This window comes from Acetivibrio cellulolyticus CD2 (assembly GCF_000179595.2).
GTDB classification, from domain to species: Bacteria; Bacillota; Clostridia; order Acetivibrionales; family Acetivibrionaceae; genus Acetivibrio; species Acetivibrio cellulolyticus.
Map to the genome: position 1 here is coordinate 1109877 of NZ_JH556653.1, position 23046 is coordinate 1132922.

13 protein-coding genes are annotated in these 23046 nt (G+C 35.9%); 7 read left to right on the plus strand and 6 right to left on the minus strand.

The features are described from left to right. Positions 1-326 precede the first annotated feature (326 nt). Positions 327-5489, plus strand: a complete 5163-nt coding sequence (locus ACECE_RS0206995; protein WP_010245975.1) for a dockerin type I domain-containing protein — start codon at positions 327-329, stop codon at positions 5487-5489. Positions 5490-5680: 191 nt separating this feature from the next. Here the strand turns inward: ACECE_RS0206995 and ACECE_RS0207000 are convergent, their stop codons facing one another. From ACECE_RS0207000 to ACECE_RS0207010, 3 genes are all read right to left on the minus strand, one after another. Next, complete coding sequence (locus ACECE_RS0207000) at positions 5681-6418, minus strand: dockerin type I domain-containing protein (RefSeq protein WP_010245978.1); 738 nt, start codon at positions 6416-6418, stop codon at positions 5681-5683. Positions 6419-6668: 250 nt separating this feature from the next. Next, complete coding sequence (locus tag ACECE_RS0207005; protein ID WP_010245981.1) at positions 6669-9338, minus strand: Athe_2463 domain-containing protein; 2670 nt, start codon at positions 9336-9338, stop codon at positions 6669-6671. Further along, complete coding sequence (locus tag ACECE_RS0207010) at positions 9338-10102, minus strand: copper amine oxidase N-terminal domain-containing protein (RefSeq protein ID WP_010245985.1); 765 nt, start codon at positions 10100-10102, stop codon at positions 9338-9340. The genes ACECE_RS0207005 and ACECE_RS0207010 overlap by 1 nt, the downstream gene beginning before the upstream one ends. A gap of 705 nt (positions 10103-10807) precedes the next feature. Between ACECE_RS0207010 and ACECE_RS0207015 the strand changes: the two genes are divergently transcribed. Next, the gene (locus tag ACECE_RS0207015) at positions 10808-11107 is read left to right on the plus strand and encodes a hypothetical protein (protein WP_010245988.1); all 300 of its coding nucleotides are present in this window, start codon (positions 10808-10810) and stop codon (positions 11105-11107) included. Between the two features lie 111 nt (positions 11108-11218). Here the strand turns inward: ACECE_RS0207015 and ACECE_RS0207020 are convergent, their stop codons facing one another. From ACECE_RS0207020 to ACECE_RS0207030, 3 genes are all read right to left on the minus strand, one after another. Beyond that, a complete protein-coding gene (locus tag ACECE_RS0207020; RefSeq protein WP_010245992.1) occupies positions 11219-14188 on the minus strand; it encodes a GH36-type glycosyl hydrolase domain-containing protein in 2970 nt (989 codons plus the stop codon). A 214-nt stretch (positions 14189-14402) separates the two neighbouring features. Next, positions 14403-16838, minus strand: coding sequence for a GH36-type glycosyl hydrolase domain-containing protein (locus ACECE_RS0207025; RefSeq protein ID WP_010245996.1), 2436 nt, complete (start codon positions 16836-16838; stop codon positions 14403-14405). 110 nt (positions 16839-16948) lie between these two features. Continuing rightward, positions 16949-17998, minus strand: coding sequence for a LacI family DNA-binding transcriptional regulator (locus tag ACECE_RS0207030; protein ID WP_010245998.1), 1050 nt, complete (start codon positions 17996-17998; stop codon positions 16949-16951). 239 nt (positions 17999-18237) lie between these two features. Between ACECE_RS0207030 and ACECE_RS0207035 the strand changes: the two genes are divergently transcribed. The 5 genes from ACECE_RS0207035 to ACECE_RS0207055 all read left to right on the plus strand — a co-directional run bounded on the left by ACECE_RS0207035 (position 18238) and on the right by ACECE_RS0207055 (position 22983). Next, complete coding sequence (locus ACECE_RS0207035) at positions 18238-19125, plus strand: hypothetical protein (protein ID WP_010246001.1); 888 nt, start codon at positions 18238-18240, stop codon at positions 19123-19125. 105 nt (positions 19126-19230) lie between these two features. Beyond that, positions 19231-19992, plus strand: a complete 762-nt coding sequence (locus tag ACECE_RS0207040; protein WP_010246004.1) for an ABC transporter ATP-binding protein — start codon at positions 19231-19233, stop codon at positions 19990-19992. Next, a complete protein-coding gene (locus ACECE_RS0207045) occupies positions 19961-20713 on the plus strand; it encodes an ABC transporter permease (protein WP_010246007.1) in 753 nt (250 codons plus the stop codon). The genes ACECE_RS0207040 and ACECE_RS0207045 overlap by 32 nt, the downstream gene beginning before the upstream one ends. A 124-nt stretch (positions 20714-20837) precedes the next feature. Then, positions 20838-22316 carry a sensor histidine kinase gene (locus ACECE_RS0207050; protein WP_010246010.1) on the plus strand — a complete coding sequence of 493 codons (1479 nt, stop codon included), beginning with the start codon at positions 20838-20840 and terminating at the stop codon, positions 22314-22316. Then, the gene (locus ACECE_RS0207055) at positions 22291-22983 is read left to right on the plus strand and encodes a response regulator transcription factor (protein ID WP_010246013.1); all 693 of its coding nucleotides are present in this window, start codon (positions 22291-22293) and stop codon (positions 22981-22983) included. The genes ACECE_RS0207050 and ACECE_RS0207055 overlap by 26 nt, the downstream gene beginning before the upstream one ends. The last annotated feature ends 63 nt before the right edge of the window (positions 22984-23046 follow it).

The following is a 23046-nucleotide window of genomic DNA, read 5'->3' on the forward strand; positions in this document are numbered from 1 at the left end:
ACCAATATTCTATACATATTCTTACTTATATTCAATTTGGTTTTTTCAATTATTCTGAACGTACAAAAGAATTAATTCCTCCCAATATATTGAAATTTTATATATAAGTATGATAAATTATATGTACGAGGGTTTATTAGTTATGATGTACACTTATGCATTCGCAAATCAGTACACATGTAGTTTTATTAAAAGGCTTAATGTAATCTTTGCATACTTTTTCTCAACTACGGAACTTATCTTTTCTTAATACGTCTAATTAATTTACTTGTCTTTTAAAAACTTGGTAATAAACAAAACATATATAATAAAGGGGAGGAAAATTTATGTTTAAGAAAATCACGGCTCTTATTGTAATTTTGACAATGTTAGCCACATTCATGACATCAGGTTTTGCATCAGGTATCTCGCCATATCCTAAAAATGGATTCCGTCTGGTAGCCCAAGATACTGATTCAACAGGAATTGCTGTTGACACTGAGTTTATCCTTGAGACAGAAAAGAATTATTCTCTCGAAGAAATTCAAAATGCCTTTTCAATTGATGGAGAGCCATCACCTAAAATTGAAGAAATGGATACAAACCTGTTCAGTATCAATTTATCAAGACCACTCATGGAAAACAGTCTTTATACTTTTAGGATGAGTATGGATACCGAGACTACTTGGGTATTTCAGACACAATCAAGCTTTAAGATCGTCAGTTCACTTCCTGCCGAAAAATCGGTCAGTGTTCCTGTAAACAGTGGAATTGAAATAACCTTCAGCCATGAAAACTTTAGTAACATTGAGAGTTATTTTGAGATTACACCTGCTGTTAAAGGAAAGTTTGAAGTACATAAAAAAACAGCCGTATTTGTTCCGGAAAGCCTTAACTATGATACAGTCTATACGGTAACTATTCATAAGGGAATGTACATTCAAGGAACAAAAAGAACAATAGGCGAAGATTATGTTTTTTCATTTGAAACACAAAGTAAAGCTGCAAATTCCACTCCTGCACCAGGCCAAGTTATTACTAATCTCAATCCGGGAAGATATCTATATGATTTTGGATCTTTAGAAAATCCTGATGTTGTAATAAATTATTCAAGTTATATGATAGGAGGCGGAACTTTTACACCTCCTACAATAACAACCAAAAACAGTATTTATGCTTACAATGATTTTAATTCCTTCGTTAGCGCAATTGAAGAAAAGAATGTTACTCCTTACTGGGCACAAAGCTACAATAAGAAGTTTGCTCCAGTTGACAAACTCCAAAAAGTCCTTGAATTTGAACAGGTATTAAATGAAGACAGTACAGAACGTTACGGAAATGGCCATTTGAAAGTTCCCCAAACATTGCCTGAAGGGTATTATGTTCTTGACGGATATTATAAAGATATTAGATTTCAAACATTCCTTCAGATAACGAATACAGGAATATATATATCTGAAAGTAACTCAAAGACACTGGTATGGTTAAATGACCTGTCAACTCAAAATCCTATCGAAGGAGCAAGCATAAGTTTTATAGGCTGCGATAAGATTAATTACTCCGGAGTTGATGGAATTGCATACTTTGATAGTATTAATACACCGGTTAATAACAGTAATAAGTATTACAGCTATTATATTTATAACCGGTACAATCAATATATGATTGTTACAACCAAACAAGGTAAATCATCCCTGCTGGATTGCAGCAACTATTCCTATATTAACGAAAACAACTACTGGAGCTATTTCTATACCGATAGAGGTATGTATAAATCAAATGACACAATTAACGTCTGGGGTTATATCAAAAACCGGTACGAAGATGAGAAAATAGATTATTTGTCCCTTGAAATAAACCGAAGTTATTACTCTAATACACCACCTATAGTAAAACAAAATATTGACGTGAACAAATCATTCTATGAAGGGGCAGTTAAATTACCAGACCTTCCAGAGGGCTATTATTATATAACTCTCAAAAAAGGTGATAAAACTATTATTAATAGATATATTACAGTAGAGAACTACACTAAACCTTCATACAAATTGGAAATCTCCAAAGATAAGAACGCCATTTTTGTCGATGACGAGGCTAATTTTAATATAAAGGCGTCGTTTTTCGAAGGTACTGGAGTATCAAATCTCTCCACAAGTTATTCCATATACTCATATAATTTATTAGGAAATACAAACAAAACACAAACAGCCGACTTAAAAGGAAATCTGGGTGTAAAATATGCTCCTTCAGTAGGCTCCAGTGTTCAAGATGAATGCACAGCATATCTTGAGGCACGTGCAACTCTTCCGGAAAGCGGTGAAATAAGGGCTTCAAGTTATTTACGTGTGTTTGTTAATGATATTAAAATTCAACCAAGCGGTAAAATTAAAGATGGCGTAGGTACAATCAGTGCACAGGTTAATAAGATCGATCTTGACCGTATTAATAGCGGAACTGCCAAAAACAGCTATGATTATCTCAGTGATGCTGTAAGCGGAAAAACTATAAAAGGTACAATATACAAAAATACATGGAACAAAATCGAAAATGGTACTTACTATGATTACATAAACAAAATTACTTATAAGACTTACCGTTACGAATTGTTAAAAGAACCTGTAAGCAACTTTTCAATGGTAACATCCAATGATGGATATGCTTCATATACTTTTAATGTTCCAAATATCCCTGATACCTACTATACAGCACAACTAGACAGTGTTGACAGCAACGGAAGATCTATGACCTACACCGTATACTGCGGAGAGCAATTGGATTATTCAAGATACCAATACAGAGGATATACTCTCGAGGGAACTAAGAGCTCTTATGGCCTTGGCGAAAGTGTAGATCTTACCTTCAAATACGGAAATGAACCTCTTCCTGCAGGGAAGTACATCTACTACAAATCCCAAAATGGTACATATGACTATGCTGCTGGCTCTTCATCCTCCTATTCCTTCAACTTCAGCGAAAGGGAAGTGCCTAACACACAAGTAACAGGAGTATATTTTAACGGTAAAACTTACGTATCTGCTTCCTACAGTGCAGTGTACAACGTAAAGGAAAAGAACCTCACAATTGAAGCAAAGACAGATAAGGATTCCTATAAACCAGGAGATCAGGTTACCATAAACCTTGATGTCAAAGACATAAACGGAAAGCCTGTAAAGTCAACAATAAATCTAAGTGTAGTTGATGAGGCCTTCTTCAATTTGCTTGATCAGGATGTTGATCTTCTTCACAATTTATATGCCAATGTGAATTCAGGTGTATACTACCAAGGCAAATCACACGATTTGTACTATTCCTATAATAGTTATTACGATTATGTAGGAATCCGTCTTGAAAATGCACCTGCAGATTCGAATTCCGGCAAGTCATCCTCGGAAACAAAAGTAAGGGAAGACTTCAAGGATACAGCTCAATTCGCATCAGTTGAAACTGACGAAACCGGCAGGGGCCAGATCACATTCAAACTTCCTGACAATATCACATCATGGAGAGTAACCCTTTCTGCCATTTCAGAAGATCTGCATGCAGGAAGCGACAAGGTTAATATGATTGTAACTCTTCCATTTTTTATAAACTATAGTTTTAACACTTCATACCTTGAGGGTGATAAACCTATTCTCGGTGTAAACGCTTATGGTAACGGTTTGGAAGAGAATGACGAGGTTACTTTTGAGGTGACAGGCTCAGATCAATCAAGTCCTAAACTTACTGTTACAGGCAAAGCTTTTGAAAGAGTCAATATACCTCTTTGGGCATTAAATGAAGGTAAACAGGATATAACAATAAAGGCTTACACTGATAAATATTCTGACGCAGTAAAGCATACATTCAATGTAGTAAAATCTTACTACCAGATTGAGAAAGCAGAATATTATGATGCTGCTCCGAATATGACAATTGCAGGAGGCAAGTCCGGATTTACAAAAGTAGTGTTCCAGGATAAAAGCAAAGGTGTGTTCTTATGGGATCTTATCGGCTTAAGATATTCATATGGCAATAGAATAGACCAGATTATATCCAATTATACTGCTTCCAGCTTGATTTCAAAATACTTCCCTGATTACAGCTATAGTATCGATATTCAGAAACCATTACTCAATGAATACCAGAAGGCTGATGGAGGTTTGTCATTATTGCCGTATTCAGAAAGTGACCTTGAACTTACAGCTAAGCTTACAAAACTTGCAAAAAGCATGGTAAATACCCAGTCCCTTAAAGACTACTACTATAATATACTTGACAGCAGTACACTCGCTGAAGATAAAGCAAAAGCTTTATATGGTCTTTCCGTTTTGAACGAACCAGTATTGCTGACACTTGAAAATCTGGCACAAATAGATAATTTAAATGTTAAAGCTCTTATGTATATTGCACTTGCTTACTGTGAGCTTGGTGATATTTCAACAGCAGAACAAATTTACAATAATAGAATTTATCCGCTAGTTGAAAATTTCGAACCCTATTACAGGGTTAACACCAGTGGAGACAAGGACAATATTCTTGAAGCAACTTCACTTTGTTCATATCTTGCTGCACAGCTTCAAAAACCTGAATGTGAAGGCCTGTATGAATATTGTGAAAAAAATTATGCCAAGGATATCCTGCTAAATACGGAAAAACTCATGTTTATCTCAACTCAAATAGAAAAGAGAATTGATGCAGTTGGAAAAGTTACTTACTCATTAAATGGAGAAGAAAAAACTGTAACATTTGAGAATGGATCGTCCTACTGCCTTTCACTTTTACCTTCACAGCTTGCTGGTCTGAAGATAACAAACGTTGAAGGAGCTGTATCTGCAGTATCCATCTTCAAGGAAGACATACTTGAAACAGGTAACGTTGATGAAGACATTTCAGTAACAAGAACTTATATGTTCACTAATGGAACTCCACTGTCTTCAAATACATTAAAGCAGGGCGATGTAATTAAAGTCAGACTTGATTGGAATATGAGCGATACTGCCTTTGATGGAGTTTATGAAATAACTGACTATCTGCCATCAGGGTTGAAGCCTTATAACTCATATTACAACACCGAAGGTCAGAAAATCAGCTTCTATATCTACAACAGCACCTACTGGAAGTATCAAACATATATCGAGTATTATGCAAGAGTAATAAGTCCTGGAACTTATACAGCTCAAGGACCGATTATTCAGGGCAAAACATCAAGAGACAATATCAATTGCGGAAAAACTGAAATAGTGACAATTGATGCTTCTGATCCAGTGTTGACACCTGTTCAAGAACTTCCAAATCCAACATCTACTCCTGTAAAAGATATTTTATATGGAGATTTGGATGGCGACGGCAAAATCAGTTCAATTGACTTTGGATACCTAAGGTCATGTTTGCTTGGACTGAAGTCCCAATTCCCAATGCCCATTGAAAACGCTGACTTAAATGGTGATGAAAAAATAAACTCTCTTGATCTGGCCTTAATGAGACAGTATTTGCTTGGTTATATCAAGCAGTTCCCCGTTTACAAATCTTAAGCAGCAAATAAGAATATAAAACCGGCATAGTCTCTTAATATTAAGCTAGCTGCACAGTCTTCTGACTGATGCAGCTAGTGCTTTTTTACATTACTAATTTCCAAGCTTTCATAAAAAAATGACCCGCTACACTTTACACAAGGTAACGGGTCATTATTATATTTGGCAGATATTTATACCTCAAGTTTTTGTTATATGCACAAAATCCATTTTCTAAACAACGCAAGGTCAAATACATTAATTACACCATCGTTATTTAAGTCTGCTACTTCAAGTGGACATGGCAGTAGAATCATTCCTAAAAGATATTTTCTTAAATATGCAAAATCAATCGAATTAACTACTCCATCCCCATTCAAGTCCCCCTTAAGAATTTCAGGAGGCGGCGCTGTAGGAATTAGGTTTTCGTCGTATATCTTTACCCAATCAACATCAACCTCTGTAGAACTTCTATATTCAACTCCTTCCAATACTACATAGATATCACTTGTACCCGATTCTTTTATAGGAATTGTGTATTCACCTGTTTCATTATCTGCCTTAACGTCTATAGTACCCAGCAAATTACCATCTTCACTATCAGAACGTACAGAAAGCTCGACTTCATCAACATTCATCCTATTAATCTTAATTGTAAGTTGATCAGGTCCTAAATGTCCGCATCCAAAATTTACATCTTCAACTCTAAGGCAGGTATTGAACAATGGAAGAATATAACCTTCTGGCCAATTAACATACCCAAGTCGCCCTCCAGTAACCCAAACTGGCTTACCAGGTGCACACGGTGTAGCTGTTGGTCTAACAGCTCCAGTAGCAGCAGGACTACTTACTCCTTCATTTTCGGCTAAAACCCCTACCGCCTGTGAAACAAACGTTGTGGTTAATACAACTACAAGGCATAAAACAGATATTTTCTTTCTAAACAACATTATAATCCCCCCTAAGAAATATGTATTTATTATGTTATATAAATATCGTATTTTTATAGGATTTTAAGGGGGCTAAAAATGTAAACTTTTTAGTTAACTTCCTTTAACTTTATAATAATCCTAAACTGTTTTTGTGAGGAATAAAATACATTAAATATTACCTTTACCACTCTTTTCATAAAGTTTGCTTTTTTCAAATATCTAACGATATACTCGTTTTCCATATTTTATTCGAAATGTCGCATGCCCTTTAGTTCTCTATTGTACCGTTCAGGTCATCATACATTGAACCATTTACAGTCACTTGTACTTTATCCAATGAGTATACACCTTTTAAAGTTCCAAGCTTCTTATATTCATTACCAATACCAGATAATTCAATATCATCTATCCACGCCATAACTGTATACTTTCCATCTGACATGTTTATATTAGTATACACCTTTCTGTTTTCCGGGTTAATTTGAATCGTGACTGCCGTCTTTTCGGTTATCCTGTATATGTGTTGTCCATCCTTTAAGTATTCCCTGTATTTATAAATATCCTTGCTGCCAATTGTCCCAGACTCCTCATATCCTTCAAGTATTGCTTTCAGATATTCGTGAGTGTACCCATTGCTTTGCTGGGAATGTTTCAGTTCCTCCACCTTTTTGCTATATCGTGCTTCATTATCGTTCCTATCCAGTACATTAAGCAATACTAAACCATCAACTCCAGTCGGGTCTTGGGCTGTCAGTGCTGCTGGACGTCTGTTGTAACTACTTCCGCTTTTTGACAATAATTCATTTTGAAGATTTACCGGTTCTTTTCGGCTGTTTATATACATCAAATCAGACTCATAGCGGAAGGAGTTAATTACCGCATTTACAAGATCTCTATGATCTTTGGTATCAGCTTCGGTAGTTTTGTATGTAACCGTTTCGACCGTGAATGTATATGTTCCCGTTGGATTGAAGTAATACCCTGATCTAATCGGATAGTCGACCTTTTTAAATTCTATATCTGTGGCAAATACAGCTTTGTCATATTTACTAACCTCGTAAATTTGTGCCCTGGCTGCTTCTCTGGCTTGTTTGTATTCTTCTGCCATGCTGTTGTCTTTTTTATAAGTTCCGCTGACATCTTTTCCAATTGACCAGTTGAGAACTGCACTATTTTGCTGTGTAAAAGTTCTCTGATGTTGTCCCGGTACGGGCGTCCATCCATACAAAGAATTGTCTTCATTCTGGTGACACATCCAACGTATTACATTGAATTTATATGGTTCACTTGCCCAGAACAAATTTTTCTGTAGGTAATTTGATGTATTATAGTCAATCTTATTTTGAAAGGTCTTTGCTGTTATCATGGGTTTGCCATTGTAGATATGAGTTGTAATGATTCTTGTATCAGTACCTGAGTTAAATTGGGCAGAAGTTCTACCTGTGTGACCACTGCAATAAGTACTTCCATCAGCATTTGTCTGACAGCCGTTGCAGCTATATTTGTAATTTCCATACGCATCACCGCTAAAGGATATTTTTCCGCTTATCGTCTTTGAGTCCGGCCCTTTCAGATATTTACCCTCTATTGGATTGTCATAAAGTCCGGTAGTTGTATCATATGTAGCATCTTTCCTGTAAATTGTTGAACTTATTTGAGGATGTTTAATTATCGTACCTGCCGGTTCATCCACTTCTATTTCTTCGCCTGCGTATCCGTGGAACAATTTAGGTGTCTCATTATCTACAATCAATTTACCCCATGCTTTTCCTGTCATACTTCCTTTTGGAGCAGCCAATTTCGCTGTAATATCTTTACCATTAGCCAGAGGAAATGCAACCTTTTTACTTATAACATTATAGTCAAGGTCGAATTTTCCTGTTGTGTTTATCGGTATCACAGGTGTTATAACTGCATTAAGGCTATTATTGTCAAGGACAGTTTCTGCCGGATTCAGTCCGTCTTTATTTATCTCAAACTTTATGTTCACATCGCTTTCCGGCATTGCAAATGCTGCATATAACACTTTTTCTGAATTAGTTGGCAGGTCTAGATTCTCTGTATCCTTTTCGGAATAACCAGCATATGTTACTGAAGTTATTGGTTTATTTGTGGTTTTGTCTGTAATTTCCCACTTAAATAATGGTGCATTGCCATTAGTTTTTGAAAGATCTCTATTTATAGTTGATTTAACTACAATACCTATTAATACAGTATCTCCAGCGATAGCACTTGATGGAATTTCTTCAAATTGCGCATTAATATCACCTTTTAGGCCATCCGGCGACAAAGGTACTGTTAAATAATTGACCTGATTGCCCGATGGATTGTGAAACATAATTCCACAGCCCCAACTTACACTTGTAGGGGGCTGATATATATGAACATATTTGTACCATTGCCTTTCATTTAATTTGTCATTAGGGAAGTCCATCAAGGATCCATCAGAATTCTTTCTCGAAATCAACTTTAGGCCTAATCTTATACTTTCCTCGTAAATTGGGTTGTTATCAAATGTATCTTCACCTTTGACTTCATTTCGGTTTTTGGTTAATGTATTATATTTAGGATCTTCAATCCAATTTCTATCCCATAATCCCTTTATTGAAGTAATATCGTTTGGAAAAAGAAAATTTGTAAAAAGTGCACCCATCCTCGTATATCCTAAGTAGCGATATCTGTTTTCTTTGAAATCTCCATTTGGTTGACCATATACGATATAATTTCTATTTCCTTTTAAATGCTCATTTTCTGATAAAGGTTTTCCATCAATGTTGGCTAATCTAAAATACTCATCAGATAAAATTCCCATATCTATAATTTCTTTATTAGCTAATTTAACAAGTTCTGTAGGTGCTAGGCCTTCATCAGCTGCTTTTATATTAAAATTTTGAGCTAACAATATAGATACAAAAATAAATATAAGAACTTTTTTCATTAAAACACTACACCCTCTTTCCAGACTTTTAGCAATATGCTAAATCCAGCGGCCTCTGCAGTTACAGTCTTTTTACCCAAATTATACGTTTTAAGCGTTAATTCATCGTTGACTGTCTTCTTTTGTCTTAAATATTGAAAAACATCTTTTGCTATATCTTCCCCATATGCATCTGCAAACATCTTTTCTGCTGCATCATATCTTTCTTCCAGTATCTTAGAATCTGAAGTAAATGTAATGGATATGCCATACTCTACATCTTGTCTATCAGTATCAACCTTTATCCACCCATAAACAGGATCCTTCGTTGCCTGCGGCGTAGGTACTACTCTCCCGTCAGTATAAATATACACTGTTTTAATAACATTGTCCCAGGTTACTGTCGCACCAAAAGCTTCTGCCACGTATCTTGCGGGTACGAACGTTCTATTCTCTACAAGAAGTGCGGCAGTATCCATTTGCAGCTTCCTTCCATCAAGTTCATATTCTTTCTTGCCTATGTACAGCACAAGCTTTTTACTATCCATAACAAAAGTCGCTTTCTTTGAAGCAGCATCCCAGGTTACTGATGCGCCTAGTGCCTCACCTATAAACCTTGCCGGTGTTTGAGTTCTTCCGTTTGAATCTATAAAAGGCTGCGCATCAGGAAAGCTAAGTTTATTACCATCTACCACTACACGAAGGGGTAGCTCCAATGATACTGCAAATGTTGCCATTATTGACAGACATAAAATAATCGTTAGAATAAATGCTATTTTCTTCATAATAAAATCCTCCCTGGTTTTTAATCTAAATTTCTAAGAAAATCAATTTTCCTGCCAATTGCTACTACTTGATATGCTTTTATATTAATGAAATGTTTATAATAGTTACTAGTAAAAAAACACAAAACAATACCCTACGTTCACCATCTTACCATATATTACTACGTACTTAAATATCGACATAATCTTTCTATAATATAATTGGAAATTCGAAAAATCTATTATGACCTACAATGACCTAATAAGTGCCTCTTTGCAAAGGTCCCATCGTAAAAACAGTCAAGTTCTTTTAATTAATTTAACAATTATCAAAACATTGTTGCAAATTTTAAAGGATTTTACTTTTTATTGTAGAATATATCTCAAAAGTGTTCTGTAAACAAATATATTTGTAAAACAAAGTCATATTTTTAATTCCAGAGTATTGTTAACAAAAAAATAAAATGGCAAAACAATAATTACATTCTAGGAAATATTCGAGAAATAAAACTTGATTTTATTGATATTTATTGAATTTAAATTTGGATATTAAGTAGCACATATAATCCTTCTAAATGTTATTCTTATACAGTTTCTAGCACATTATTGAAGTTCACTAAAACTACTGTTAATATTATGAATATTTTATACGATAATTACTATAAATTATCTTGAATATAGTAATACAAATACAGTACAATATCAACAAGAAGAGGGGGAATTATAATGTTCAAAAGAAAAAGCAAGAAACGCCCATATAAAGTACAGATAGTTCCAGGTGATACAATCTTTGCACCTGCAGCTAGAGATGTATATCGAAAAGCAACAGTTATAGATTCACAGATGAAAAATGGCAATCAAGTTTTCAGAATCGAATTTGAATCTACGGGGACAACACACTTTGTTTCAGCGGAATTATGTTATAGAGTTCTTAACGGAATAATTGTTCCGTTAGAAAAACCCACCAGCAAAAAGCAGGAGTTTTGTATTTGGCTGGTTAGAAAGTTTGGATTGATTGAGGTATAATAGTCAGCCATTATCAACCAATTTGGGGCATTTAAAGCCTCTTAATTTTTGACTAAATTTAAATAAAAAAAGGCACATCTCCAAATTCCCGGATGTGCCTTTTTATTTAAATTACGCAAATATTATTTCTACATTATGTTCCTTATTGTCACTGAATAGAGGAATAAGGTTACCATCGATACCTTTTCCGTCAACAGAAATCTTTGCATTTCCATCCGCACTGCGGTAGAATCCTTCAGGTTTCTTTATTGTAATATTGTAAACTGCCTTACCTGTATTTATGCTGTAAGAAGTAGTCTTCTGTTCTTCTCTGATTACCGGGTCAAGTACCAAACCTTTTGTTGTGTATTCAACTCCGAATGCACTCATTAATGTTAATGTGAGCCATGTTGAAGTTCCGCTCAACATAGGTCCGATGTTTTCTCCATTGTCACTGTTGTTGTACTGTGTACAGAACCTTGGATTTCCAGCCTTTTCAAATGGATTTACCATAGTTCTGAACGGTGCAACAAGGTCAATCATCCAGTATCCCATGTTTGCAAGTCTTGCAGCAAGTTCTTTGTTTTTAACTGTTTTAGCAGCCTTAAACATAGCGGCTGTAGCCATCATTGTAGCATGCTTGAATACTCCGCCGTTTTCTCTATCACCAGGGAAATAGTGTCCTGTAGCTGTATCATTTGCAACCTTGCCAAGGTCTGTAGGTGTAACAAGTTTGATACCGTAAGGAGTCTTAAGATACTTCTCTATTACATCAAGCATAATTGCCATCTGTTCTTCACTTGCACAATCACCAAGTACTGCCCAACTGAAGGAATTTAAGAAGTATGAACCATCAATTTCAGGATCTGCTGATAAATTATCTCCCTTAGCTCCAAGGTAAGTAAATTTGCCATCCTTAAACTTGTTGAACAATACCCTTGCAAAGAAGTCTTCCTTCCATGCATATTCCTGTATATTGTCAAATAACTTCTTGGACATATCTTCAAGCTGTGCCTTATACTGTGCATCACCTTTTTCGCTTGAAAGCTGTATCATTTCATCTATAGCAACCTTCAACAAGAAGGCATTCATAACACTTTCGGAATAATCGCTTTCGAAAGGATCGCCCATCTTGCCGCCTTTAGCGATCTGCTCTTTATAAAGCTTTTCCTTTGTGATTCCATCAATGAAATCGTTATCAAGCTTCAAGCAGTCATTCCAGTCAGCATTATCAAGAAGCGGCATTCCATGCTTTCCAACTGAAATCTGCGCTGAGTATCTTAAAAGTGCTTTAATAGTTTCATAAACAGGTCTCTTACTTACAGGCTTACTACCTGCTACTTCAACTTCTTCATCAAGGAATTTGATATCCCCTGTCAAGCTGATATAACGGTAAACTGCTTGAACAAACCAAAGAGCATCATCAGACCATTTGCCGGCTTCCTTACCTGTCCAGAAGAAGTTATGGTAAGCATAACCGAATTCAAATATCATTGAGCACCATTCTTTGAGGAGTTGCTTTACAAAATCGCCTTCTCCCATACTCGCAAAATAGTACATAGAAGCATATATATCCTGTATTTCTCTAAAACCTAATTCCCTGTATCCTTTCTGAGTCTGACAGAAAGATCTTGATACAAATGTCTGATAAAGAACCTGAAAAGGAAGGTTTTTATTGAAATATGTATTGAACTCTTCATCTTCAGTCTTAAGCTGCATAAAGCTTGAGTACTTTTCTGAGAACTTGATAACCTGTTCAAGTGCCTTTTCAACTTCTCCAGCTTTTGAGAACTTATCAACAAGATTTGAAACTTCTTTCTTAAATACTTCTTCATTAAATGAAGGGTTAACCTTATTTGAGGAAAGGCCTGTGAAATTGTCAAATACAACAGTCTTGTTTGCACCAATCTTAGCCTCAGCCCCTAATGCAAAGAAACCAGGTCCTTTACGGTAGAAGTAGTTGCTAAGCTTGCTGATATTTTCAGGATTTTCCAAAGTACCATTTCCAACGAATTCATTGTAGTTTGCACAGAATTCCTTAGGGAACTCAACGCTGTCATCGCTTCTGACCATCATCGTATGGAATCTCATATCTTCTCTCCAAGGTTCCGGATAATAGTCTGGAGTAATAGCAATTATTGAACCGTCATCATTTCTTAATATGGATGATTGCATGATAACGTTTGTATAAAGTACGTCCTCAAATATAGCGTGTGTTGCAGGAGTTCCAAACATACCTGTATATATGAGTTTGATATTTCTTTCTTTGTCTGAAAGATTCTTAACTTCAATCTTCTGCACTTCTGTTGCCAAAGGAAGCCCTTCCATCTGAGGAAGTATGAATATAGTCCTCTTTATGGAGAGTCCACATTTTGTCTTGTACTCAATAACTGTATTATTCTGCGAATGAGTACATATAGCAGATTCAATATTGCTGTCATTAGGATCAGCTGAATAGAAAATCTTTTTAAAGCCTTCAACGAGATAGAACTGACGGTTTGCAGGGAAACCTCCCTCTTCCTGTCTCATATCCCAACGTGTAGCAAGTACCTGAGTTGCAGCATGAGACCTGAATGCACCTCTACCAAGTCTGTCAACAACACTCTTTGGAGTTGTTTGAAGAGCATGGTCATAACCTGTTCTATTTCCCATAAGAAGGTTTACATAGAAGTGAGGTCCTGGAGCTGGAGTGCGCAAATCTATAACATGCTCACCATCTTTATTTAATTGACCTGCCCAGGCATTTACATTAGAAAGTACAGCTTCAATTCCTGCTTTGATATTGCCTGGAACTTCTACCTTCTCAGCTTCTCCATTGTTACTCTTATACACATTAACACTGCCGTTACCTCCATGCTCGATCATTATGGACGCACCGCCGGAAACCTGTGTAAGTAGGTATTCAGATACATCTCTGTTCTTTAAAAGTTGTAATACAGCAGGCACTTTAAAAGGTAGCCCTGATACTCCTATCACGCTCTTAAAAGTTGTATCTGCAAACATTGCATCTACTTTTACATTTTCATTTAAGCTCTTAAAGCTATTTCTTAAAACTGACTCGGGAGTCAACTTAACTTCCCTTGCAACTAATTTTTCAAACATGTTAAACCTCCTTAATCTTACCTATATAAATTAAATATTCTTTGAATGTTCTAAGCCACAAGTGCCAAAAATGCCATGTGCCTTGCAAAAGAATAATTCCTTAGAGTATGCAAGGCACAAACAGCGGAAGTGCATTTTTAGCATTATGAATAATTAGAATCTGTAATGCTAAAAAGCACTAGACCGCGAAGCATCAGACACTTCTATATGTTTTTTATCCCATTACAACTTCTACTTTATGCTCTTTACCGTCACCAAATACAGGAACGATAATTCCGTTAATTTCCTTGCCATCAACAACAATTTTCTTAACGCCTGTGGATACATGATCAGGGTTCTTGATGTCTATAACATAAGTTGCTCCTCTGTACAATCTGGAAATTGAATATCCGTCCCATGCTTTTGGAATACATGGTTCAATTCTCAATCCTTCAAATTCAGGCTTGATACCTAAAATCCACTGGGAAATTGCAACAAAGTTCCATGCTGCTGTTCCAGTAAGCCATGAATTCTTAGCTTCTCCCTTACGTCTTGCATCCTTACCGCCTATCATCTGTGCATATACATAAGGTTCTGTTTTGTGAACATCACTTATATCTTCTGTGTAAGCAGGAGCTATCTTTGAATAGTATTCAAATGCCATGTCTCCTCTTCCAACAACTGTTTCAGCACACATTATCCATGCATTGTTGTGGCAGAAGATACCTGCGTTTTCCTTATATCCTGCAGGATATGTTGAAATTTCGCCGTACTCTATATAGTATTTTGTAAAGGCAGGATTATTGAGAACTATACCGTAAGGAGTATCGAGGTACTTCTTAACGGAATCCATCGCCTTTAATGCCTTTCCGTCTTCAAGACCTATACCTGCCATTACGCAGAAGCCCTGTGATTCGATAAATATCTTACCTTCTTCGTTTTCATTGCTTCCAATTTTCTTGCCGAAGTCATCATATGCTCTCAGGAACCATTCTCCGTCATAACCATACTTGAGAACAGTTGCTTTCATGTCTTCAATCTGCTTCTGAGCTTTTTTAGCCTCATCTGCAAAACCCATGTATTCGCATAATTTTACGTAATCAGCGCCTGTATATACAAACATACCTGCAATCATAACTGATTCTGCAACTTTACCATCTTTACTTGTAGTAGTCTGGAAGGATTCATCCGGAGTACTTGAGAAACAGTTCAGATTGAGACAGTCGTTCCAGTCTGCTCTTCCAATAAGTGGTAAACCGTGAGGTCCAAGGTTGTTTGTAACATGATCGAATGAACGTTTTAAATGTTCAAAGAATGTAGTTGCCTTACTCATGTCATTATCATAAGGTACTTGTTCCTTTAATATGCTAAAGTCACCAGTCTCCTTGATATAGGCAGCAGCAGCCATAATAAGCCACAATGGATCGTCATTGAAGTTTCCGCCGATTTCATTATTACCTTTTTTAGTAAGTGGTTGGTACTGGTGGTATGCACCGCCATCTTCAAGCTGTGTAGCAGCAATATCCAAAAGTCTTTCCTTTGCTCTTTCAGGAATTTGGTGAACAAAACCTAACAAGTCCTGGTTTGAATCTCTGAAGCCCATACCTCTTCCGATACCTGATTCAAAGTATGATGCACTTCTTGACATATTGAAAGTAACCATACACTGATACTGGTTCCAGATGTTTACCATACGATCAAGTTTTTCGTCATGGCTCTTTATTGTATATTGTGAAAGCAGAGAATTCCAGTATTCTTTAAGCTGATCAAATGCCTTGTCCACATCAGCGGAAGTCTTAAATTGAGCAATCATTTCCTTAGCTTTCTTCTTGTTTATAACGCCTTTTGATTCCCATTTTTCTTCTTCTTTATTTTCAACATAACCCAATATGAATACGAGTTCTTTCTTTTCTCCAGCTTTTAATTCGATATCTAAAGAGTGTGATGCTACAGGTGACCAACCATCTGCAACTGAATTATTCGATTTGCCGGCAACTACTGCTTTAGGTGCTTCAAATCCATTATAAAGTCCGATAAAGCTGTCTCTGTCACTGTCAAACCCTGTAATAGGTTCATTTACTGAATAGAATGCGTAGTGATTTCTACGTTCTTTGTACTCTGTTTTATGGTATATAACTGATCCTTCGATTTCAACTTCTCCAGTGCTGAAGTTTCTCTGGAAGTTTGTCGTGTCATCTTGAGCATTCCACAAGCACCATTCTTGGAATGAGAAGAGAGTTATCTTCTTTGTTGCAGTTCCCTCATTCTTAATTACAACCTTTTGAACTTCACCGTTGTAATTCTGTGGAACAAAGAAAGTAACTTCAGTGCTTATGCCGTTTCTCTTACCTGTGATTCTTGTATATCCAAGACCGTGTCTGCACTCGTAGCTTTCAAGCTCCTTCTTAACAGGTGCCCATCCTGGTGACCAGAAATCGCCATTGTCATATATGTAGAAATAGCGTCCGCCCATATCTATCGGCACATTGTTGTATCTGTATCTTGTTAAACGTCTTAGCTTTGCATCTCTATAGAATGTATATCCTCCTGCTGTATTTGAGATAAGGGAGAAGAACTCCTGTGTTCCTAGGTAGTTTATCCATGGATATGGAGTAGTTGGGGATGTGATTACATACTCTTTGTTTAAATCATCAAAAAAACCAAATTTCATTTTATAGCCTCCTTGTATTTTATAATTAATATTTTAGCAGCATTAGCTGAAATCTACTTACTATTTCCCGTTCTAACTGATTCTCGGTATTGAAACAATATTTATTATCTTCAATTTTTTGCAGAGCATGTATCCCTTTCAACGAATTTAGTGGGATACGTATAGGAGCAAAAAGTTTTTGAGCCCTGTTCTATACTGTTTATAAGCGCTTCAGTAACCTGAGTAACCATATTATAAACCGGTATATTTACTGTTGAAAGCGCAGGTTTTACATGTGAAGCCATTGGTATATCGTCAAATCCAATAACAGATATATCCTCAGGTACTCTTATTCCTTCATTCATGAATACTTCAATAGCAGCGATGGCCATATCATCATTACATGCAAACAAAGCAGTGGGAAGTCTCTTAGAATCGATAAGTTTTTTTACCTCATCATACGTATTCTTTTTCAAAAACTCGCCCTTTAATATAAACTCAGGCTTTACCTCTATACCGTTTTCTTTTAGGGCATATTCATATGCTCTGTAACGTTCTTTTCCAGAATATGTGCCCATTCGGCCTGTAATAATTCCAATATCCCTGTGTCCCAACTTAATTAAGTGGTTCAACGCCTCAACAGTTCCTTCAAAATCGGAAGAATTGACGACAATCAAACCGGAATTATTCAGCTTGTTTTTTTCTATTTCCTCGATGTCATAATCTACGATCCCTATAGGATAACCCATTCTGGCTATATTCCTGATTGTATTTAAGTCCTTTTCATTTCCTACCAGAATTCCACCGCTGATCCTTTTTTGCATAAAGGACTGGCTGATTTTTGAGTAATCCTTGTCCGAATATATGGTGTGAACTAAAACGTAGTAGCCTATTGTGTTTGCTGTGTCAACAACTGTATTGATAAAGGTCGAATAATATGCGCTTTGATAAATTTTACTTGGTCCATCGTTTTCAGATACACTTATTACGAATAATCCTATAGTGTTGTTGGATTTGCCTGCAAGTATTTGTGCGGATGTGTTAGGTTCATAGTTATGCTCTTCAATTATTTTCAGAACCTTTGCCCGGGTTTCTTCAGGAACATTAGGATACTTGTTGATAACCCTCGACACCGTACTCCTGGACACTCCTGCCAGCCGAGCTATATCCTCACTCTTCATATTCACCCCCATGAACGCGCGTTTACTAAACTATTATACATGGGTTTGGTTTATTATTCAAGTGGTCAAATTTCTTATTTTACAAGATGCCTTAATGAGCATTTAAAAATTTTTTCTTAAGTTTATAGTTTTTTAATATTTTTTCATTTTATTTTAATGTTTCTTTCACGGCTGTTTAATTTTCGAGGGGTAATATAAATATGTAGCAAGAAAATTTAAACTTAAAGGAGGCAATAAAAATGAATAAAAATTTATTAAGAACATGTATTGGTTTAACAGTTGGAGGATCACTTTTAGTAACCTCTACAGTTATGGGTATGGCAGCCGGCCCTACCGGTTATGAAACCTTGAAAGCTGCTGTAAAAAGTTCAAGGACAATCAAAAATGCAACATTTAATATCTCTGGCTCCATTGCAGACAGCAACAAAAAATTCACCAATGTAAATTCCACTCTAAAGCTTGAAAAGGATGAGTTAATAAGTGGAGCTATTTCCCTTGACAGCAATGATGTTAACAAAAGTTATAGCTTCTTCGAGGGCGAAAACAGCATAATTTTCAAGGATGATGCGTCGAATGTGTATAACAAAATAAACTTCACCGATGACGAGTCAGATAAAGAGGATGAGGAACACGATAATCCCCGAGTTGAAGCACTCTGTGAAAACATTCTGGATACTTTAGTTGGGGACCTTAAAAAGAAGGTAGACCTAAAGAAACTTGACAATGAGGAAAAACAGATCAGCATTGATCTCGACAAAAGTGAAATCCCTGCTTTAGTTAATCTGGCACTCAATGCAGATGATGGAGAAGATGATAAGGAATGTAAGACAGAAGCTAAAATAAAAGACATCATTGGCGTAGACCCCTTGAAGTTAGATTTACCTGAACTCACCAACATAGAGGCTGATAAAATCAATGTTGAAATAGTAGTTGATAAAAACAACATCGTAAAAGAAATGGATTTAGTTTTTGATATTACTGGAAACGACGCTCAAAACAAGGTTCACAATCAAGAACTTAAGTTAAGTGTGGATGTAGGTGGAATTAATTCAACTTCTGTAGACACAGTAGACTTAAGTGGTAAAGAAGTAAGGGAAATATCCGACAAAGATTTTGATCAAGACTAAGAATAGAAAAGCTTACATAATTCTTTCAAAAAGTTTGTTTTCCCAAACAGACTTTTTGAAGAATTAGGTACAGCTGATTGCATCATTTCGAAGGAGTGAATTAGAATGGAAAAAATACTGGAAGTAACGGATCTTAAAAAAATTTATAAAAACGGCAGAGGCGTCTGTGATATAAATTTTGACATAAATCAGGGTGAAATCATCGGGCTTCTTGGTCCTAACGGGTCTGGCAAGACAACAATTATGAAATCCATAACAGGACTGCTGAAGATTGACAATGGAAATATAAAAATCTGCGGCATCAATATTTCCGATAAATTTGAAGAGGCAATAGTAAATGTAGGCTGTCTGATTGAAACTCCATCAGCCATTGGAAATATGAGTTGCTATAACAATCTTAAACTTATATCAAATTACTATAGCAATATTGATACATCAAGAATTGATGAAGTACTTCAAATAGTAGGTCTTTCAAAGTATAAAAATGATAAAGTCAAGAATTTTTCGCTTGGGATGAAGCAAAGACTGGCAATAGCAATGGCTATTTATCAGAAGCCAAGACTGGTAATACTGGACGAACCTGCCAATGGGCTTGACATAGAAGGATCAAAGGAATTAAGGAAAATTATTTCAGACCTTGCAAAAGAGTTTATGATAAGTTTCTTGATCTCAAGTCATCAGATTTATGAAATAGAAATGCTGTGTGATAAAATCCTAATAATACAGGATGGAAAAATAGTTGACACATGCAGAGTTAAAAACGTTAAAGCTGAAGGCATTTCACTCGAAGACTATTTTATCGAAAAGACGAATTTAAATAAGGAGGCTGATGGAAATGAATTCAATTATAATAGGAACAAAGAATGAAACCTCTAAAATATTTTCAAAAAAGAAGTTTATCTTTCTATTTTCAATCTCATTGCTTGTAACAGTGGCAGCTTCAACCATCAATTTGTTATCATCCAGAAACTTTGGTGCTCCGTTGCTAAATAATGCAAACCTTCCAGTCACTGTACTAAACTTTATGTCATCATTACTTCTACCGCTATTTATACTTATGCTCACAAGTGATCTGTTTTCCGGAGAATTTTCCGACAATTCAATTGTTATGTCATTGGTAAGGCCAATTACACGTAATAAACTTTATATTTCTAAAATTTTAGCAATTGGAATAAGCATCCTGTTTCTCTTGCTGGGTACTTTCCTAATCTCCTTAATTGCCAGCCTATTTGGAGGTAATTTAAGTACATGCTTATCAAAACTTCCATCTAATTTTATAGCATATGTATCTGCAGTTATCCCCATGCTGCTCGTAGCTATAATTACTGCCTTTGCAGCTCAATTCACAAAAAGCGGCAGTCTGACGGTTGTAATTATGATATTGGCCTCAATCTTTATGTCAGCAGCTTCGCTTATTTTCCCGGAAATAATACCGTTTATGCCAACAACATACCTTACATGGTATCAAAACTTTTATACCGATTTTAATCTTTCTATCATCCTAAATCAGTTATTATATATTCTTGCATATGGTATAATATTTATGTTTGCAGGAACGTACCTTTTTACGCAAAAAGACATAAGCTAGTGCCCGGTAAGGTGATTTTTTATAAGGCGTACGTGGCTTAGAACAGATGAAGTGTATTTTTAATGGTATGAAAGGTTAGAAAAATAGTAATGTTAAAGAGTACTAGCCAAGGGGGCTTTTACAAATGTCTATCCGATTTAAATTGATACTATCAAATGTTTTGATGATAGTAATCCCATTAGTATCATCAGTAGTGCTGGCAATTATTTTAATTGGCACAAACTTTGACAAGGCCGGCTTTGGACATGATAGTTCTAAAGAAATATCCGATGAGGTTGTCCAGAATACATTTAAGGAATTTATAACTATATCAAATGATGCTTTAAACAATCCAGATAAATTTAAGAGTTTGCAATATCTTCAGAATATTGATACAAAATTGAGAGCACTTAATGGATATCTGGGCTTTACAATTGAAGATAAAATCTACTACCTGTCTGACAAAATAGCCCGGCAAAAGTTTGAAAACCACTTGTCATTAATTGCAGCTAATAAACAATCTTCTGATGAATCGGATCATACGTTTGATGAAATGGATTACTTCAACCACAAATTCAAATTATCGGATGGAAAAGATTGCACAATTTATATTTTCTTTAATACAAAACCCTTTGAAAATTTCTTTCATGGGTTTGTATCAAACTTTGTAAGCTGGTTTTTGATAATCGTGCTGCTTACTAATGGAGTTCTTACATTTATTGTATCACGGAGCATTATTAAACCCCTGAAAAAGCTTAAATATGGTGCTGAACAGATAAAAGACGGCAATCTATCCTTTGTTATAGATGAAAAATCCAAGGATGAAGTCGGAGAAGTCTGCCATGCCTTTGAAGAGATGAGATACAGGCTTAAAAGCGCACTCGAGCAGCAGCTAAAATATGATGAAGAGCGTAATGAATTTATAGCAAGCATCTCTCATGATTTAAAAACACCACTAACCTCTATTAAAGGCCATATCGACGGTTTAAAGGATGGTGTTGCCGATACTCCCGAGAAAACCGCAAGATATATGGATATTATCTACAAAAAAGTTATTGATATGGACAGACTTATAAATGATCTGACCTTTTATTCCAATCAGACTTTAAAAAAGGTGCCCTTTAACTTTTCCAAGGTTAATCTAAAAATCTTCATTGAAGATATGATTGATGAATACCAGATAGAACTAGATAAACTTGGAATAACCATTACAAGCTGCTACAATTTATCAGGCGATACACTGGTAAAAGCCGACTCAGAAAAACTTAAAAGGGTTATAGCAAATATATTTGAAAATTCTATAAAATATATGAATAATGAAAACAGTCAAATAAAGATAGATGTACAGGATAGACAAGATAAGGTTTTGATCGGTATACACGACAATGGTGAAGGAATTAAAAAAGAACATCTGCCAAACATATTTAACAGATTCTACAGGGCAGATCCTTCAAGAAATACAACTAAAGGCGGAAGCGGCCTTGGACTTGCAATTGCAAGTCAGATAATAGAAGAGCACGGAGGTAGGATCTGGGCTGAGAGCGAATTTGGAAATGGAACAAGTATATACTTTCAATTGGAAAAGGTAGGTACAGGTAATGAAAAAACGGATACTGATAGTTGAAGATGAGGTCACAATAGCTGAACTCCAAAGAGATTATCTTGAGATCAGCGGATATGACGTTGAAATAGAAAAGACAGGAGATAAAGGGCTTTCCAGATCATTAAAGGAAGACTTCAACTTAATAATTCTAGACCTAATGCTTCCCAATATTGACGGTTTCGAAATATGCCGGAAGATCAGGGAATCTAAGAATATACCTATTCTTATGGTATCAGCCCGTAAAGAAGACATTGACAAAATAAGAGGACTTGGACTTGGCGCTGATGACTACATAACAAAGCCCTTCAGCCCGAGCGAACTTGTAGCTAGAGTTACAGCACATATATCCCGTTATGAGAGACTTATAGGAAGCAAAGAAAAGAAAACGGAAACAGTTAACATTAGAAACCTTATTATAGATAAAGATTCCCGCAGAGTCTGGCTTGAAAACCAGGAGATTACTCTTACAGGTAAAGAGTTTGATCTTCTATTATTCATGGCCGAAAACCCCAACAGGGTTTTTTCTCGTGAGGAATTGTTTGATAACATCTGGGGAATGGATGCCTGCGGGGACATTTCCACTGTCACAGTTCACATTAAGAAGGTCCGGGAAAAAATTGAGCTCGACAATTCAAAACCTCAATACATTGAAACTATTTGGGGAATCGGCTATAGGTTTAAAGTATAATATTTGTATAAATGACTATTCACTTCAACACAAAAACAAAGGGGAGCTGCGCGCCCCCCGGAA